The sequence below is a fragment of the Achromobacter sp. T5-5 genome, from assembly GCF_055397965.1.
The window spans coordinates 1264260-1281630 of the sequence record NZ_AP027919.1; the positions used below are offsets into that span (position 1 = coordinate 1264260).

General features: G+C 66.5%; 15 protein-coding genes. 6 read left to right on the forward strand and 9 right to left on the reverse strand.

The window, feature by feature from the left end; all coding sequences use genetic code 11:
* Nucleotides 1–2 precede the first annotated feature (2 nt).
* The 3 genes from ACZ50Q_RS05625 to ACZ50Q_RS05635 form a co-directional block, all read right to left on the reverse strand.
* Nucleotides 3–743: a hypothetical protein gene (locus ACZ50Q_RS05625; RefSeq protein ID WP_092580643.1), complete on the reverse strand. Its 741-nt coding sequence runs from the start codon at nucleotides 741–743 to the stop codon at nucleotides 3–5.
* Nucleotides 744–761: 18 nt separating this feature from the next.
* Complete coding sequence (locus ACZ50Q_RS05630) at nucleotides 762–2489, reverse strand: alpha/beta hydrolase (protein ID WP_464080845.1); 1728 nt, start codon at nucleotides 2487–2489, stop codon at nucleotides 762–764.
* Between the two features lie 80 nt (nucleotides 2490–2569).
* A complete protein-coding gene (locus ACZ50Q_RS05635) occupies nucleotides 2570–3229 on the reverse strand; it encodes a glutathione S-transferase family protein (RefSeq protein ID WP_092580647.1) in 660 nt (219 codons plus the stop codon).
* Between the two features lie 175 nt (nucleotides 3230–3404).
* On the opposite strand from ACZ50Q_RS05635, the gene ACZ50Q_RS05640 reads away from it, so the two are divergent.
* Nucleotides 3405–4169, forward strand: a complete 765-nt coding sequence (locus tag ACZ50Q_RS05640; RefSeq protein ID WP_464080846.1) for a class II aldolase/adducin family protein — start codon at nucleotides 3405–3407, stop codon at nucleotides 4167–4169.
* A gap of 23 nt (nucleotides 4170–4192) precedes the next feature.
* Here the strand turns inward: ACZ50Q_RS05640 and ACZ50Q_RS05645 are convergent, their stop codons facing one another.
* The 3 genes from ACZ50Q_RS05645 to ACZ50Q_RS05655 form a co-directional block, all read right to left on the reverse strand.
* Nucleotides 4193–4981, reverse strand: a complete 789-nt coding sequence (locus ACZ50Q_RS05645) for a hypothetical protein (protein ID WP_464080847.1) — start codon at nucleotides 4979–4981, stop codon at nucleotides 4193–4195.
* 281 nt (nucleotides 4982–5262) lie between these two features.
* Nucleotides 5263–5715, reverse strand: a complete 453-nt coding sequence (locus ACZ50Q_RS05650; protein ID WP_464080848.1) for an SRPBCC family protein — start codon at nucleotides 5713–5715, stop codon at nucleotides 5263–5265.
* A gap of 91 nt (nucleotides 5716–5806) precedes the next feature.
* Nucleotides 5807–7393, reverse strand: a complete 1587-nt coding sequence (locus ACZ50Q_RS05655; protein ID WP_464080849.1) for an FAD-dependent monooxygenase — start codon at nucleotides 7391–7393, stop codon at nucleotides 5807–5809.
* Between the two features lie 377 nt (nucleotides 7394–7770).
* Here ACZ50Q_RS05655 and ACZ50Q_RS05660 point away from each other — a divergent pair, with 377 nt between their 5' ends.
* Nucleotides 7771–10404 (forward strand): excinuclease ABC subunit UvrA, encoded by a 2634-nt coding sequence (locus tag ACZ50Q_RS05660; protein WP_464080850.1) that lies wholly within the window; start codon nucleotides 7771–7773, stop codon nucleotides 10402–10404.
* 64 nt (nucleotides 10405–10468) lie between these two features.
* Here the strand turns inward: ACZ50Q_RS05660 and ACZ50Q_RS05665 are convergent, their stop codons facing one another.
* Nucleotides 10469–11251: a bestrophin-like domain gene (locus ACZ50Q_RS05665; RefSeq protein ID WP_464080851.1), complete on the reverse strand. Its 783-nt coding sequence runs from the start codon at nucleotides 11249–11251 to the stop codon at nucleotides 10469–10471.
* 186 nt (nucleotides 11252–11437) lie between these two features.
* Between ACZ50Q_RS05665 and ACZ50Q_RS05670 the strand changes: the two genes are divergently transcribed.
* On the forward strand, nucleotides 11438–12487 hold the full coding sequence (locus ACZ50Q_RS05670; protein ID WP_076516419.1) for an NADP(H)-dependent aldo-keto reductase: 1050 nt from the start codon (nucleotides 11438–11440) through the stop codon (nucleotides 12485–12487).
* 88 nt (nucleotides 12488–12575) lie between these two features.
* Here the strand turns inward: ACZ50Q_RS05670 and ACZ50Q_RS05675 are convergent, their stop codons facing one another.
* Together ACZ50Q_RS05675 and ACZ50Q_RS05680 are read right to left on the reverse strand one after the other, a co-directional pair.
* The gene (locus tag ACZ50Q_RS05675; protein ID WP_092580659.1) at nucleotides 12576–12848 is read right to left on the reverse strand and encodes a hypothetical protein; all 273 of its coding nucleotides are present in this window, start codon (nucleotides 12846–12848) and stop codon (nucleotides 12576–12578) included.
* Nucleotides 12845–13579, reverse strand: a complete 735-nt coding sequence (locus ACZ50Q_RS05680; RefSeq protein WP_175493183.1) for a hypothetical protein — start codon at nucleotides 13577–13579, stop codon at nucleotides 12845–12847. The genes ACZ50Q_RS05675 and ACZ50Q_RS05680 overlap by 4 nt, the downstream gene beginning before the upstream one ends.
* 341 nt (nucleotides 13580–13920) lie before the next feature.
* On the opposite strand from ACZ50Q_RS05680, the gene ACZ50Q_RS05685 reads away from it, so the two are divergent.
* The 3 genes from ACZ50Q_RS05685 to ACZ50Q_RS05695 all read left to right on the forward strand — a co-directional run bounded on the left by ACZ50Q_RS05685 (nucleotide 13921) and on the right by ACZ50Q_RS05695 (nucleotide 17359).
* A complete protein-coding gene (locus tag ACZ50Q_RS05685) occupies nucleotides 13921–16098 on the forward strand; it encodes a TonB-dependent siderophore receptor (protein WP_254792039.1) in 2178 nt (725 codons plus the stop codon).
* Nucleotides 16099–16238: 140 nt separating this feature from the next.
* Nucleotides 16239–17066, forward strand: coding sequence for an RNase A-like domain-containing protein (locus tag ACZ50Q_RS05690; protein ID WP_092580663.1), 828 nt, complete (start codon nucleotides 16239–16241; stop codon nucleotides 17064–17066).
* Nucleotides 17066–17359: a contact-dependent growth inhibition system immunity protein gene (locus ACZ50Q_RS05695; RefSeq protein WP_092580665.1), complete on the forward strand. Its 294-nt coding sequence runs from the start codon at nucleotides 17066–17068 to the stop codon at nucleotides 17357–17359. The genes ACZ50Q_RS05690 and ACZ50Q_RS05695 overlap by 1 nt, the downstream gene beginning before the upstream one ends.
* Nucleotides 17360–17371 lie beyond the last annotated feature (12 nt).

A 17371-nucleotide genomic window follows, 5' to 3' on the forward strand; every position in this document is an offset into this window, starting at 1 on the left:
GCTCAGCCCGTCCGCACCCACTGCCCCGACGCGGGGTCGACGCCCACGCGCGCCCCGTCGGCCCACAGCTGTTCCTCATCCAATCGCGAGGCCGCTGCGGGGTCCACGTCGAATTCAATGCCCAGCGCCCGCGCGACGCGGGCATCCTCGATGGGCAGTTCCCAGCTCAGGAACAGCAGCGTCCGGTCCGGACCCGACGCGAAGTCCGCTTCGTCAAAGCCCGTTGCGTCGCGCGGAATGACCGCGTGCGGCTGGCAGGTGTCGAAGATCATGGCCGCGCCCGGCGTGAGCGCAATACGGTCGCCGGTGCCGGGAAAGTGCACGTCCAGTCCCTTGTCTTCGCAGAGGAACAGATTGCAGAAGGCGGCGCCGCCGTACTGTCCGCCGTCGTGGTGATAGCGCGCGCCGCGGCAGGCCATGAGGGCCATGTCGCTGTCGGCCAGGACCTCGCCCAGTCCGAGCGCGCGCGTCCAGTCGCGCATGGCCTCTTCGCACAGGGCCAGTTCCGGCCAGCGCGCGCGGGTGCGCGGCAGCGGCATCTGTTCGACGTCGCCGGGTTCCAGGCAAAGGCGCGTGCGGATCTCGCGTTCCCAGTCGGCGCGCACGCGGGCCGGCGGCGCCGGCACGGCCAGGTTCCCGGCAAGCAGCCGGCCGCTCACGCCGCGGCTGCGCAGGGCGTCATCGCGCCAGAAGAACGCGGTCAGGCGGTCATGCGCCGGGTGATTCAGGGGTAATGCATTCATGGGCAAAGCTGGCAACGCCTATCCTCCGCGCCCTTCGTAGACGGCTTCGTCGCCGTCCTCGTCTTCCATCGCCGCCTGCGCGCGTTCCAGCAGATGGCGCTTCAGGCCTTCGATGGCATCGGGCGTCCAGCCGTTCGCGCCGGTCACCGCCACCCAGGCGTTCACGTAGTGCTGGGGCGCATAGACGTGGCCATAGCCCATGGGCGTATTGGTGCCCACGGCCATGTCAAGCGCGAGCTGCAGCATGGTGACCACGGGATACCAGCGCAGCTCGGGCGACACGTCCGGGCCCATCGGCGCATTCATCCACGCGGGCGGACGGTAGAGGTCGCGGTAATCGAAGAACGTGACCGGATCGCTGGCGTACTGCAGGTAGACGACGCGCATCGGACCCCAGGGCGCGTCGTCGGGCACGGGCGATCCGTGCTGGTTCATGAAGCGCACGAAGGCGCCATCGCGCAGCTCGGGCAGCCAGGCCGGCGATCCGGGATTGCGCGCATCGGTGATGGTGCGCCAGACGCGGCTTTCGAACGGCGGACCGCTCCACAGCGCGCCCTGTATCGGGTCGCCGATCATCTCGAAGAGCTCGGCCGAGCCGGCGGAATTCATCGCGCCCAGGCTCAGGCCATGCAGGTACAGGCGGGGCCGGCGCTCCTTGGGCAGGGCGGTCCAGTAGTCATAGACCGCCACGAAGAGCGCGCGCGCCGCCTCGGCGCCGTACTCGGGCTGCGCCAGCAGGGACAGCGGGCTGGACAGGTACGAATACTGCATGGCGACGCTGGCCACGTCGCCGTTCAGCAGGTATTCCAGCGAGTCCACCGCCGCGGGGTCGACCCAGCCCGTGCCGGTGGGCGTGATCACGACGAGCGTCGAACGGTCGAAGGCGCCCACGCGCTTCATTTCGTCCAGCGCGAGCCGCGCGCGCGCCTGCGGCGTGGCCGCGCCGCGCAGGCCGACATACACGCGGATGGGCTCAAGCGCTTCGCGTCCCGATTGCGTGGTGATCTCGCTGGCGGTCGGTCCCGAGGCGATGTATTCGCGGCCCGCGCGGCCCAGTTCGTTCCAGCGGATCAGCGACGCGGGGCCGCCAGTCTTGAGCGCGGCGGTCGGTTGCGGCCGCTCGGGTTCGAGCAGCGCGTCGAATTCCCGGAACGAGGCGTCCAGCACATGCAGCGCGCCGCGGAAGAACACGTCGGTCGCCAGCAGCCAGAAGATCAGGATCGCGATTGCGGCGCCCGTGACGTTGGCCACGCGCCGCGGCACGACGCGCCGCACCTGCCGGGCCAGAAAGCGCGCGATCAGCTTGAACAGCCGCGCCAGCGCAAGCAGCACCGCGAAGGTCAGCACGGCGATCGCGCTGACCTTGATGGGATGGGCGCTGGTCAACGGCTCCATCTGCATCAGCGCGCGGATGGTGTTCTGCCATTCGGCGGCGTGGCCCAGGAACAGGATCGCCACCGACAGGCACAGCAGGCCGATGACGGTGTTGACGATCCGCGCGGCGCGCCCCTTGGGCTCGGGCAGTTCCATGTAGGTCCACAGCCAGTGCCACAGCACGCCCAGTCCGTATCCCGCCGCCAGGCAGGTGCCGGCCAGCACGCCCTGGGTGACGTGGGTGCGGGGAATCAGGGTGGGGGTCAGCGCCGCGGCAAAGAACAGCGTGCCGAGCATGAGCCCGACGCCGGACAGGGACTCCAGATGGGACCGGAAGAATGAAGGCAGGTGTCGAGGCAAGGCTTGCTGCACGGTAGGCGTCCTCATCCGGGTAGAAGTGGCGTTGATTCTCGCACGTTGCCGCGGGATGTCCGCGGGCCTGTGAGTCGCGGTCAGTCGCGGTCGGGCGCGCCCAGCGGAAAGAGCGGCCGGTAGGGCCGGGCTTCGTCGACCACGCGGGCGAACGACGGACGCGCCAGCAGCCGCGCGCGATAGGCCCGCAGATGCGGATAGGCGTGCGCGATGGGATACGTCCAGTCGGCATAGAACAGCGACGGGGCGGCGGCGCAGTCGGCCAGCGTGAAGTCCTCGCCCGCGGCCCAGGTGCGCGTGGCCAGTTGCGCGTCGATCCAGGCGTACGCCAGCTCCAGCCTTTCCGCCGCCTGCGCCATCCCTTCCTCGCGCCGGGCGGGGTCGCCGGAGAGCGCGCCGTTTACCGCGTGCTGCATCCAGAACATGACGTGCAGATCGAAATAGCGGTCCAGGAAGCGCACGTCCAGCGCGGCCATCGGGTCGTCGGGGATGAGCCGCACCGGGCCGGGATGGGCGAGCTGCAGGTATTCGATGATGATGCTGGATTCGACGATGTTGCGCTCGCCATCGACCAGCAGCGGGAACTTGCGCAGCGGCCAGCGTTCCAGCCAGTCCCGCGCATGGCGGGGCGTTTCCGGCCCGAGGCTGCGGAATTCGAAGGGCGTGCCGTTTTCGTACAGCGCGATGAGCGCCTTCTGCGTGTACGAGGAAAAGGGATGACCGTAAAGTGCAGGCAGCATTCTCGGGTTCTCCTGAGCAGTGGCTCACAGGTTAATGGGTCTGGGCCTGTTTCACCAGACGGACGCCGCCCGTCGCGCCGCCGTGCGGCGGCGCGACGAAAGGAATACAGTGCATGGCGGAGCCCATGGCACGAGCCGCGGGTAAACAGCCAAACAGCAACAAGACGGAGACGGGATGGATACGGTAGGCAAGCAAAGCGCCAGCGTGCGCGAACAGGTCGGCGAAACGGAATGGCAGGTCCGCAAGGACCTGGCGGCGCTGTACCGGCTGGTGGCGCTGTTCGGCTGGGACGACCTCATCTTCACGCACATCACGGCCAAGGTTCCGGGCACGGAGCACTTCCTGATCAACCCTTACGGCATGATGTTCGACGAAATCACGGCGTCCAGCCTGGTCAAGATCGACCTGAATGGCAACAAGGTGATGGCGTCCGAATATGACATCAACCCGGCGGGCTTCACCATCCATAGCTGTATCCACGCGGCCCGCAAGGATGCGATGTGCGTACTGCATACGCACTCGATCAACGGCGTGGCGGTGTCGGCGCAGAAGGCGGGGCTGCTGCCGCTGTCGCAGTTTGCGTTCATCGCGCTGCGCTCGCTCAGCTATCACGACTACGAAGGGCTGGCGCTCAATCCCGACGAGCAGCCGCGCCTGGTGCGCGACCTGGGCGCCAACAACTACCTGATCCTGCGCAACCACGGCCTGCTGACCGTGGGCCAGAGCATGGCCGAGGCCTTTCAGGCGATGCACCGGCTGGAGGCGGCCTGCATGGTGCAGGTCCGGGCGCAGGCGGGCGGCGAACTGACCTACATCCCGCCCGAGGTGCTGGCCCGCGCGGCGGTGGAATCGCCGGCCGACCGGGCGCACAAGGCCCAGCTCGCGTGGCCGGGTCTCTTGCGCCGCCTGGACCGCCGCAATCCGGGCTACGCCGACTAGACGGCGCGAAGCCGCCTTTCGGCTTACGGCTTGCGCACGGGCGCCGCGTCCAGGAACTCGGCGCAGTCGGGCACCGGCGTCGCGGGCTGGTAGACCGATGCGTCGGCCTGCCAGGCGTAGGTCACGGTGTAGCTGCACGCGCTGTCCACCTGAGGCGCCAGTTGCTCCCGGGTCAGCGCGGGCCGCGCGCTCGAGTCCGCAAAGCGGCTGGCGCCGGCCGGCGAGCGCGTCGCGTGCGTCGTTACCTGCAAATCCGGATAGTCGCGGCCTGGCAAGGCTTTCACGGCGGTCGTGAAACGGTAGACGTCGCTGCATTGGCCGGTGCGCTTCTGCTCGTCGGCTGCGTTGAAGCACGCGCGGATGGAGGCGTCGGCCGTGTAGGGCAGGACCAGCACCAGGTTCGCGCCGGTCGGCTCGCCCAGCGTGACGTCGTACACATACAGGTCGCGGCGCGTGAAGCTGCCGCCGGAGAACGGCGTCTCGGGCTCGAAGTCCGGCTCTTGCGGTCCGATCACCCCCACCAGCGCGCGCTCCTCGTCCAGCCGGATCAGTTGCGGCCAAACGGAAAAGTGCTTGAAATCCGGGACCTCTGGCGAGTCCCAGAAGAGGCGTTCGGCGCGCAGCGTGCGGCTGGTCGCGAAGGGGCCGTTTTCCCCGAACTTGCCGTCCGTCTTGATGCCTACGCACCAGTCCGTCTGGGCATTGCAGTACAGCTTGTTGTCCGCGTTGAGCGTCAGCGGCTCGACGCCGGGCTGCGCCGCCGCGGCCACGGGCAGGACGGCGGAGATCACCAGGGCAAACAGTTTCGACACGATTCTTCCTTCTTGGGGTGAGCAGCGCCCGGCAGCGGATGGCGGACGGCGCGACGCCGCACGGGCGCGCCACATTTTGTCGGGAGTCGCACGGCTGCGCCCGGGCGGTTGGTGTCAAAACATGAACAAACGTATCGGCGTAAGCCCGAATTGTCGAGGGCGCGGCGCCGGTCCGATCTGCACGAGGGTGACCGCCTGGACGAATCGGCGTTCCTGGGGCTTTTCCGCGCGGCCGTGGCGCTGAACACCGCATCGAAGGTCAAGCGGGCCGGACCCGGCGGCTAACTGGCGGCGGGCACGTCGGACTCGACCAGCCGGGCAAGCTGCAGCAGCGATTCCTGCCAGCCCAGATAGCACATCTCTGTCGGAATGACGTCGGGGATGCCTTCCTGCACGATGATCAGTTCGGTGCCGCAGGAAACCTCGCGCAGCGTGATGGTGGTTGTCATCTCGCCCGGCAGGTTGGGATCGTTGAAGCGGTCCGTGTAGCGAATCTTCTGGAATTCGACCAGCTCCAGGTATTCGCCGCCGAACGGCTCCTCATGGCCGGTGGCGAAATTGCGAAAGAACATCCTGTGGCGCCCGCCCGTGCGGGCGTCCAGTTCCTGCACCGTGCAGGTATACCCATAGGGGGGAAGCCACTTCGCGATGGCGTCGGGCTCGAGAAAGGCCCGGTAGACGCGGTCGGGCGTGGTGCGCAGGATGCGCAGGTGTCGTACGGTTCCGGTGGTCATGGTGTGTCTGCCTCGAATGGTGGGGGATACATGACGACGACGAACCGCAGCCCCCCGGATCGACACGATTTTTCTTGGGGATTTCCCTAGGTCATGGCGCCGCGCCCGGGCTGGCGCGCAACAACGCGACGTACGCCGACAGCGTCTCGGCGTGCCGGCGCTCGGCGCGCAGGCCGACGTGTCCATCGGCCCGGATCACCAGCAGCACCATGTCGCCCACGCCCAGCAAGGCCGCCGCGGCGGGCTCCAGATAGGCGTCCACCCCGGCGACGTCGGGGTTCGCGGCGATGGCGACGATGCCTTCGATGATATGCCCGTCCGTCAGCGGCTCGATGTCGCGCCGCAGGTCCGACAGCGACTGTTGCGACGTGCCGGGTCCGCCGATCAGCAGCGCGGTGTGGCCGCGCCGCTTGGCGTAGTCATGCAGCTTGCCTTGGCCGCCCGCCGCCAGGCGGACGTCGATCTGGTCCGGCAGCCGCTGGCCCGGCCAGATGGCGTCGTGCCTGTCGCCCATCACGATGGGCGAACCGGCGTAGTCGATGTCGAGCTCGGCTTCCGACACGGCCTCGCGATGGCGCGCCTGCGCATCGCCGAAAGCGGCGCGAATCGCCAGGTCGCGTTCGCGCCGCTCCTGCGGTCCCTTGGCCAACTGCGCGCTTTCGGCCGCATCGCCCGAGGCCATCACCATGTCCGCCACGGGCCGCCGTTCGGCGTGATAGCTGTCCAGCAGCGTCGCCGGGCAATGCCCCTGGCAGACCAGCGCCAGCTTCCACCCCAGGTTGAAGGCGTCCTGCAGGCCGGTGTTCATGCCGTGTCCCTGCGCCGGGCTGCACGTATGCGCCGCGTCGCCGGCCAGCAGGACGCGGCCGGACCGGAAGCGGCGCGCCACCTTGGTGTGGCATTCGAAGCGCGCGGGGTGCGAGACGTCGTCGAATCCGGCGTCGGGCAGATAGCGCCGCAGCGTGGACAGCGCGTCCTCGACCAGATCCGAATCCGACGAACTGGGCCGCAGGTAGACGCGCCAGCGCTCGGCGGGCAGGGCGGTGAGGATCACCGGTATGCGGTCCAGGTAGGCGTAATTCGCCTCGAAAGCATCGGGCCAGTCCCGGATGGAGGCGTCGAACACGGCCCAGGGCTGGTTGATGTCGTGGCCGTCCTGCTCGATCCCGGTCAGCATCCGGACCGTGCTGTGATGCCCGTCGCAGCCGACGACCCACTGGGCCAGCACGCGCGACTGCATGCCGTCGTGTTCGACGGTGGCGAGCACGCCGTCTTCCCGTTCCTGCAGGTCCACCAGCTTGGTGGCGCGCGTGACGGCGCCGCCCAGTTGCTCCAGGTGCCTGGCAAGCACGGTTTCGGTGACTTCTTCCGAGATGCCGATGTTGAACGGATAGCGGCTGCCGGCAAGCTCCAGGTCGATGACGCCCAGCACGTTGCCGCCGGCGTGGATGCGGGCCCGCCGCTGCTTCACCCCCGCGGCCAGCAGGGGATCGAGAATGCCCAGCGTATCCAGGATTTCGAGCGACCGGGGATGCACGACGGTCGCGCGGTCCCAGTCCAGCGGACGTTCATGCGCGTCGATCAGCAGGCACTCGACGCCGCGGCGCTGCAGTTCCGCCGCGGTCAGCAGGCCCGCCGGGCCCGCGCCCACGACAAGGACGGTTGTGGAGATCACCATGTCTGGCCCTCGGCAAAGGGGACATCTGGTCCTGCCGCATGGGATGCAGCCTGCCCGGCAGTCGGAAGCAGCGCGGCTCCGCCGTACGGGCCGGCAGCACGGCAAGGGCGGCGCATTGCGCCGCCCTTGCTCGTTCGCGTGCTCCGAAATTAAAGCAGCGCCGTGCCGCCGTCAACGGCATGGCGCGGCCCGGCGCGCGGCGGCCATTGCCGGGCGCTTCAAGCCGTATGCCTGCATCGGTGCGCAGGCAATCGCCCGATCGGATGAGCGGGCGCGGACGTCATGCTTTTGCGCCATTCTGAAGCAGGCAGGGGCGCGTACGCCGCGCGGATGACCCCTTTGCGGCCGGGCGCCGGCGGGTCCATTACTATCTGGACATGAGCCAGCGCAAGACAACGCCCAAGCCGCGCCCCGACGCCTGCATCCGCGTGCGCGGCGCGCGGGAACACAATCTGAAGAACGTGGACGTAAGCATCCCGCGCGACGCGCTGGTGGTGTTTGCCGGCGTGTCCGGGTCAGGGAAATCGTCCCTGGCGTTTGGCACGCTGTATGCCGAAGCGCAGCGCCGCTATCTCGAATCGCTGTCGCCGTATGCCCGGCGCCTGATCGATCAGGTGGGCGTGCCCGACGTGGACGCCATCGACGGCCTGCCGCCCGCTGTGGCATTGCAGCAGCAGCGCGGCACGCCCAACGTGCGGTCCACGGTGGGCAGCGTGACCACGCTGTCCAGCATGCTGCGCATGCTGTATTCGCGCGCCGGGACGTACCCCGCGCGCCAGCCGATGCTGTACGCGGAAGACTTCTCGCCCAACACGCCGCAGGGCGCGTGCCCGCATTGCCACGGGCTGGGCTACGTGTACGACGTGACCGAGGCGTCCATGGTGCCGGACCCCTCGCTGTCGATCCGCGAACGCGCCATCGCATCGTGGCCGCCGGCCTGGCACGGCCAGAACCTGCGCGACATCCTGGTCACGCTGGGCTACGACGTGGACAAGCCGTGGCGCGACCTGCCCAAGAAGGATCGCGACTGGATCCTGTACACGGACGAGCAGCCGACCGTCCCGGTCTACGCGGGTTTTACGCCCGCCGAAACCCGCGCGGCGCTGCGCCGCAAGGCTGAGCCCAGCTACATGGGCACGTACACCGGCGCGCGCCGCTACGTCATGCACACGTTCGCGACCACCCAGAGCGCCATGATGAAAAAGCGCGTGGCCCGCTTCATGACCGGCTCGCCCTGTCCGGAATGCGGCGGCCGGCGCCTCAAGCGCGAGGCCTTGTCGGTGACGTTCGCGGGGCTGGATATCGGCACCCTGTCGCAACTGCCGCTCAGCCGCATCGCCGAGGTTCTCGCGCCGGCCGCCGCAGGCCGGTTCGACGAAGCGGGGGCGCCGGGCGTGACGCGCAGCAAGGCGGCGGGCGTGCGTGCCAACGCCAGGCGCGTGGCGGCGGGCGGCCTGTCGCATGCGGGCAGCAGCGACGTGCGGCGCACGCCGGACTCTTCCCCGGAAAAGCGCATCGCCGCGCAGCGCATTGCGCACGACCTGATCGAGCGCATCGGCACGCTGCAGGCGCTGGGCCTGGGCTATCTGGCGATGGACCGGTCCACGCCGACGCTCTCGCCCGGTGAACTGCAGCGGCTGCGGCTGGCCACGCAGATCCGTTCCAATCTTTTCGGCGTGGTGTACGTGCTGGACGAACCGTCGGCCGGGCTGCATCCCGCCGACGCGCAGGCGCTGCACCGCGCGCTGGACCAGCTCAAGGCCGGCGGCAATACGCTTTTTGTCGTCGAGCACGACCTCGACACGCTGCGCCGCGCCGATTGGCTGGTCGACGTGGGTCCGGGCGCGGGCCAGCATGGCGGGCAGGTGCTGTACAGCGGCCCGCCCGAGGGCCTGCGCAAGGTGAAGGAGTCGGTCACCGCGAAATACCTTTTCGATGCGCGCCCGGCCAGCCGCCGCGCGCCGCGCGAGCCTGCCGGCTGGCTGGAGCTGCGCGGCATCCACCGCAACAACCTGCACGGCATCGATGCGCGCTTTCCGCTCGGGGCATTCACGGCGGTGACGGGCGTGTCCGGGTCGGGAAAATCCAGCCTGGTCAGCCAGGCGCTGGTGGAACTGGTGGGCGAGCACCTGGGCCAGGAACTGCCCGCCGAGGAATCCGAGGGCGACCTGCCGCAGCCCGGCAACCTGCCGCGCACGACAGGCCGCCTGCACGCGGGTGCGCAGGCCATCAAGCGGCTGGTCAATGTGGACCAGAAGCCCATCGGCCGCACGCCCCGGTCCAATCTCGCCACCTACACCGGCCTTTTCGACCACGTGCGCAAGCTGTTCGCCGGCACCAAAGCCGCCCGGTCGCGGCGCTACGGCGCCGGCCGCTTTTCGTTCAACGTCGCCCAGGGCCGCTGCGAGACGTGCGAAGGCGAAGGCTTCGTCCACGTTGAACTGCTGTTCATGCCCAGCGTCTACGCGCCTTGCCCCGCCTGCCACGGCACCCGCTACAACGCCAAGACGCTGGAAATCGAATGGAATGGCCGCAACATCGCCCAGGTGCTGGACATGACCGTGGACGAAGCGCGTGCGTGCTTCCAGGACGAACCCGCGGTGGCGCGTCCCCTGGCGCTGCTGCACGACATCGGCCTGGGGTATCTGCGCCTGGGCCAGCCCGCCACCGAGCTGTCCGGCGGCGAGGCCCAGCGCATCAAGCTGGCCACGGAGCTGCAGCGCAGCCAGCGCGGCAACACGCTGTATGTGCTGGACGAGCCCACCACGGGCCTGCACGCGGCGGATGTGGACAAGCTGATGGCGCAACTGCACGGCCTGGTCGACGCGGGCAACACCGTGGTCGTGGTGGAACACGACCTGCGCGTGATCGCGGGCAGCGACTGGATGCTGGACGTGGGGCCCGGCGCCGGGGAAGAGGGCGGCACCATCGTGGCGGCGGGTACGCCGCAAGCGGTCAGCCAGGGCAAGGCCGGCGTCACCGCGCCGTTCCTGCGGCGTCTGTTCGAATGAGGCCTCTGTTCGGATGAGGCTTTTGTTCGGATAAGGCCCCGGGGCCGCTGTCCGGGCGCCCGCGCTACTGCTGCATCTCGTGGGCCAGGGTGGCCTGCATGCGCTGCATGCTTTCCTGCCCGACCTCGATCAGGCCGCCGCTGGGCTGGTCGATGTCCAGGATGAATGTCAGCACCAGGGCGATCAGCGCGGCGAACATACCCGTCGATATGGGCCGGCGCCGCCCGTGCAGGCCGGTGCCATAGGCGATGTAGGCCATGGACCCCGCCGCCACGATGAAAAGCAGGTAGTACACCGGCTCTGGCACGTGGTTCTCCAGCGCGACGCGGCGCTTCTCGTTGACCTGCGCCATCTCGTTGACGGCCTGGATGAACATGATGGTGGAGATCGAGGGCGGGTTCTCCGCCCGCGCCGCGACCGCCGCCCGGATCTGGCGCTCGATGCGCCGGGCGGTGGCATTGGCCGCGTTGAAACGGGGCGAATCCTGGTCCGCCAGGTGGTAGTCCAGCGAGGCCGTGGTGTACTCGTGCAGCATGTTGGCCACCACGGGCCGGTGCTCGGCGGGAATGAGCTGCGAGCGCCAGTAGGCGTTGCCGATGGCGTTGGCCTCTTCCAGCACCAGGTTCTTGCGCGTTTCGAAGCGCGTCACCGACATGGCGAAGGTAAAGCCCAGCAGCAGGGCCAACAGGCCAAGCAGGGCGGTCTGGAGCGCCGTGATGTGCGACTTGGCGGCCTCGTCGGCCGGCTTGCGCAACCGGCGGCCCAGCCGGTAAGCGAGCTCGATGATGGCCAGGAAAATGATGAGCACGACGAAAAAGAGAAAGATCTCGTCAACTTCCCGCAGCATGCCGTTTTCCCCCGGACTGGATGAGCGGATCAGCGTATGCCGATTGCGTGGCGGCGGCAAGGGCGGGGAAGGGGGCAAAGGCGGGGGGCAAGGGCGGGGCCGCCCGCCGCGGCCGTGTCAGCGAAACGCCAACATCTTGGAGTAAGGTGTCGCTTCCCTACCCAAAGACCCCGCACGGAGCAGAACTTGAAATACCGCAAACTCGGCCGTACCGACCTGGATGTCAGCCTGATCGGGCTGGGCACCATGACCTGGGGCGAGCAGAACACCGAAGCGCAGGCGCACGAGCAACTGGACTACGCGCTGGAGCGCGGCGTCAACCTGGTCGACGTGGCCGAAATGTACCCGGTGCCGCCCAAGCCTGAAACCCAGGGCCTGACCGAAACCTACATCGGCACGTGGCTGGCCAAGACTGGCCGCCGCCAGGACATCGTGCTGGCCAGCAAGGTGGCCGGCCCCGTGCGCGATCCCAAGCGTCCCGGCCACATCCGCGACGGCAAGACCTTCCTGGACCGCAAGAACCTGACTGAGGCGCTGGACGCCAGCCTCAAGCGCCTGCAGACCGATTACCTGGACCTGTACCAACTCCACTGGCCCGACCGCACGACGGCGACGTTCGGCCAGCTCAACTACCCGTGGGTCGAGGACGAGCACACCGTGCCCATCGAAGAGACCCTGTCCGTGCTGCAGGACTTCGTGCGCGCGGGCAAGGTGCGCCACGTCGGCGTGTCGAACGAAACGCCGTGGGGCGTCAGCCAGTTCCTGCGCCACGCTGAAAACCAGAACCTGCCCCGCATCGTCTCGATCCAGAACGCCTACAACCTGCTGAACCGCGTGTTCGAAATCGGCCTGTCGGAGTTCACGCACCATGAAGGCGTGGGCCTCCTGGCCTACTCGCCCCTGGCGATGGGCATGCTCTGCGGCAAGTATCTGGACGGCGCCAAGCCGGCAGGCGCGCGCCTGACCGTCTATTCGCGCTTTACCCGCTACAGCAACCCCCAGGCCGAGGCCGCCACGCGCGAATACGTCGACCTGGCGCGCGCCCACGGCGTGTCCCCCACGCACCTGGCCCTGGCCTGGATCAACCAGCGCCCCTTCGTCACCAGCAACCTGATCGGCGCGACGTCGCTGGAGCAGCTCAAGGAAAACATCGACAGCGTCGACGTCACCCTGTCCACCGAGGTGCTGGACGCGATCGAGCAGATCCACAAGCGGCACCCGAACCCGGCGCCTTGAAGCGGGCGGGCGGCCGGCAGGCCGCCCGTTATGCGGTTCAAGGTTGCCTCGCAGACCGGCCGATACGCCCGGGACAGACGCGTCGGATTCAGTCAGCCACGGGTGCGAAATCGGTATCGATGGAAATCCACCCGGTTCCTCTGGTACACGAAACCCGCTTGAATCGGAACATCTTGTGATAGCTCCACGCGTTACCCAACGCGCAGGTGTCTCCGGGCTGAAGAACAAAAATCACCGGAGCACCGTCATCATTTTCCGAATAGACCTCGACGGGGGCCATGACTCGCCATTGGCCCTTGGGCTCGTCTGAACAGCCATACAGGGCCACCAACAAGGCAAACGCCGGGATCAGGGTTTTCATCTTTGTTTCGGATAGATGTTGCGTCGTTGCAGGCGTGATGATCTGGACACGATGATCAATATCTCTTTCGGACTGACCGCCGTCCGACGCGAAGCGTCCCACTGATACCTCGGATCATGCGCCAACACGCCGACTTTTTCGAGTACGTCAGCCACGTTCGTTGAACAACTGTTGCCGACCAGGTCGTAAGGAGTCTTTAGGGCCACGCGCCGTCGCAACTCGCTCGCGATCACTGCCACTTCTTTGGCAGACATCTCAAGGACCAAGCCCACCGTTTCGCGGAAGCTGTTGCGCTCCAGATAGGTCGCGCGCGGCATCACGTAGTAATCCGCGTGACCGCGAGAGTACACAGTACCTCCCACGTCAATCGCCACGTGCCCCCACTGCGAGCCCATACTGACAAATCGACCATCGCTCACGAGTATTTCGACGGTGTTCCGTGCGCCAGCGAACGTGTTTGCCCCGAAAGATATCCCAGCCGTCCGCTTAATCTGGTCAAGTGCGCGGAGCGCCGGCGACACCGGTTCAAGGCGGCCGCTTTCATCTTCGCCCAACCTGCGTTGAAGGTGCTTGATCGTCTCGACGACATCGAACGATATCTGCCCTGTTTCCGAAATCTCACGTCCGCGGATGTACCGGCGTTTATAGAGGCTAAGTGCCCTCTGCACCACGCGGACGTCCGAAGCGCGGTTTAACCCTCCTCGCCCCACAGACGCCGTAATCCGGATCATTGCCCCGCTCCTCCATGTGACAAGGCTCAACGACGTGGCGAAGATTTCCTGACCGCGTTTATGGCCGACTGAACACTGGCAATCTATAGGGCGTGAGTTGCGGCGGGAATCAGCGCCGTCCGATCGGCCGGCCAAATTCCCGGCGGAGCGGAGGCGCGCCGACAGGGAACCCCGGTGTTGCACCCGGCGCGGCCCAAGTTGTTGATCGCAAAGCGATTTAGTGCTGTTTCAGGGATCCAATGCCCCAATCGCCGCAAGCTATAAGGTGCTAATGGTGTTGCGAATCAGTCGCATTAATGACAGAGTGCGGACTTTTGTTCTTCCGCTCTGGAGATTCGACCTTGGTTCGTCCGACTGTCATCCGGGAGTGCCGTGCCCGCAAGCAAGCACATTCCGCCGCCACGCCCTCTGTTCTCGCCCTGGCCCTGGGCCTGGCATGCGCGCCTGGCGCGCATGCCCAGTCCGGTGCCGCGAATGCGGCATCCGCCTCGCAAGGCGTCGCGCAACTGCCCGCCGTCACCGTCAACGCCAGCGCCATCGACGACACGCTCGAGCATCTTTCCGCCCCGGTGAACACCGGCGCGCTCGGCAGCCGCAGCCAGCTCGAAACCCCGTTCTCGACCACGGTCGTGACCGCGGCCGACATGCAGGCCCGGCAGGTGACCAAGCTGGGCGACGTGTTCGCGCTGGACGCCTCGGTCAGCGACAACAGCGCCGCCTTCGGCGCGTGGGCCAGCTACCTGAGCGTGCGCGGGCTGCCGCTGGACTGGCAGAACTCCTTCCGCATCGACGGCAAGCCCTTCCTGAGCTACGTCACGGTCCTGCCCTATGAGCACTTTGAGCAGATCGACCTGCTCAAGGGCGCTTCCGGCTTCATGTATGGCTTCGGTTCGCCGGGCGGACTGGTCAACTACGTGACCAAGCGGCCCACGGACGAACCCGTGCGCAGCGTCGAGCTGGGCTACATCTCCAACGGGCTGTTGCGCCAGCACGTGGACCTGGGCGGGCGCGTGGGCGAGAGCGGGACCTTCGGCTACCGGCTGAACGCGACGCACGAGGAAGGCAATACCTTCAACAACGGCTCGCTGTATCGCGATTCCGTGTCGCTGGCGCTCGATGCGCGCCTGACCGACAAGCTGACCTGGGACTTCCAGACCCTGTACCAGGACCGCAAGGCGATCGGTCAGGAGCCGACGATCTACGCCGGCGCGATGACGGGCAGCGAGTTGCCCTCTCCGGTGCGCAATGACGGCAAGCTGGTGGGCGAAGGCCCATACGCCGACAACGAATTCCGCTTCTACTCGACGGGCCTGAAGTACCAGCTTGCACCGGACTGGAGCGTGCGCACCGATTACACCTACAACACCACGCGAACGCGCCGCAATGAATCGGTGCTGTTCCTGCAGGACCAGTCGGGCGACTACGACGACTATCGCTCGGACTACGGCGAAGGTTATGCGTTCAACCAGTGGCAGGCGATGCTCGAAGGCAAGTTCGCCACGGGCCCGATCAGGCATCATGTGGTGGCCGGCGCATCGTGGCAGAAGCAGAAGAACGACTACAGCGCCGACGGCGTCTATCAGCTTCAGGGCACGGGCAATCTGCGCCGGCAGAATACCAACACGTATTACAGCGAAGGCAGCCTGGACCTGTACCGCGCGGCCGAAATCACACAGAAGGCCGTGTTCGCCAGCGACACGATCGACCTGACGGGCGGATGGTCCATCCTGGGCGGCCTGCGCTATACCGATTACGAGCAGGTCGGCTTCGATCCGGCCGGCGTGCAGACCTCCAGCTACGACAAGAACGGCGTGCTAACGCCCACCGTGGCGCTGATGTTCAACATCACGCCACAGACGATGGCGTACGCCAGCTACATCGAATCGCTGGAGCCGGGGTCGTCCGTCGGGAATATCTATACGAACTTCGGTGAACTGCTGGACCCGCTCAAGAGCAAGCAATACGAGCTGGGCATCAAGACCAACCAGGAGGACTGGGCGGCCACCGCGGCATTGTTCCGCATCGAAAAGAAGGCGGAATACGCCAACGCCGCCAACGAGCTCGTGCAAGACGGCAAGTCTGTCTTCCAGGGCCTGGAACTGGGGGCGTCCACGCGCATTGCCACCCATTGGAACGTCGGGGGCAGCGTCATGTTCCTGGATTCGGAATACAAGCAGGGCAGCGCCTTCACCGGCAACCGCGTCGCCGGCGCACCGAAGTTCGTCGCCGCCGCGCAGGTCGCCTATTCGGTGCCGCAACTGCCGGGCCTGACGCTGCGCGCCGACGTCAAGTACACCAGCAGCACCATGCTCGGCGCATCGAACGCGGTCGAGGTGCCGGACTTCGCCATCGTCAATATCGGCGCCACGTACGAGACGCGCATCCATGGCTACGAAACCACGTTCCGCGCGGGAATCAACAACGTCGCGAACAAGCGCTACTGGCTGTACCAGTCGTCCGACTACATCAAGGCGGGCGATCCCCGCACGTATGGGTTGAGCGCCAGCTTGAAGTTCTAGCCGGTGATGCGCTGCGGTCCTTGCTGGCTTGAGGCGGCGGTGACCTGGCTTCAAAGTCCAGGAAGATTCGGACGAGGCTGATCGACGAGTCGCTCGGCTTTCATCATATTCAACGCTCTATCTCGACTTGGGGCGAATGGATGACCGAAGATTCTGGCATAAGCATTGTGCTCACGCCCGTGCAGCTGGCCGCGACACTGCAAGGCGAATCAATCAGCAACGAGGCGACCCTTTCCAACCGGCTTTGGGGCAGCCTTGCCTTGGCGGCCGGCGTGGTTGAAATGGTGGGCGGCGCCGCACTTTGTGTGGTGCCGGACCCTACTGGCTTGACCAAGGCCGGCTGTGTATTGCTTGGCGTCCACGGTTCAGATACGGCGGCAACTGGGCTGCATGAGCTGTGGACTGGGCAGCAAACGCGCTCTTTGACGGAGCGTGGGGTCAATGAGCTTGCGAGCAAGCTCGGCGCTCTTCCTGGGTCTGGCCAGACGCTCGCCTTGGCGGTCGAACTCGCCGTGCCTGCTGGGTTTGCGAGCGCCATCAAGGCGGCGAGGGTCTCCAGTGTCGTTGCAGGAAGAATTTCCTTGTCGAGGCATGAGGCTGCCGTGAACGGGGGCCTTGGGGGGCATACGCTTGCCAAGCATGTGGGAAAGACAAGGGAGTATCTTGAAGCACGGCTGAAAGAGCAACCGGACCTCAGGCGCGTATCGACGTTCTATTCGATTCAAGATGCCGAACGAGGGATCAATTCGGTGCTGCGGCTCAAATCTAAGCAAGTGGAAGCGTGGGCCAGATCTGCGTCCAACGGCTCCGTCCTGCCATTGATTGGACCGGCAGCAGGCGATTTAGGCGTTGTGCTGGCTCGCGGGGCGTCACATGTCGTAAGAGGACAGACCGTCAAGGTAGTGCTCAAAAAAGTGGCGTATAACGGGATGCCCTACTTTGTACTCACTGCCTGTTTGGATCATTGATGACTTCAGATCGAGATAAGTACCCAGCCCTGGAGACGCTGCTGGGCGGCTATTTCCATGAGGACTACGACCTTTTCGGCGAGACTCTGGAGGAAATTGTCGGGTGCTATAAGCAGGTCACACCAGGGGCTGAGATCGCACAGGCGTGCCGGGAGATGGACCAATTTCTTTCGGAGCACGGACCGAACGCCGCATTGGTCTACTCGCAACTTTGGGGATCGTTCGATCCTGCAGGGCGCGGCTACACCATTCCAGCGTTCTTTGACGCGTTAAAGCGAATACTGGCGAGCTAGGGGATCGGTCCG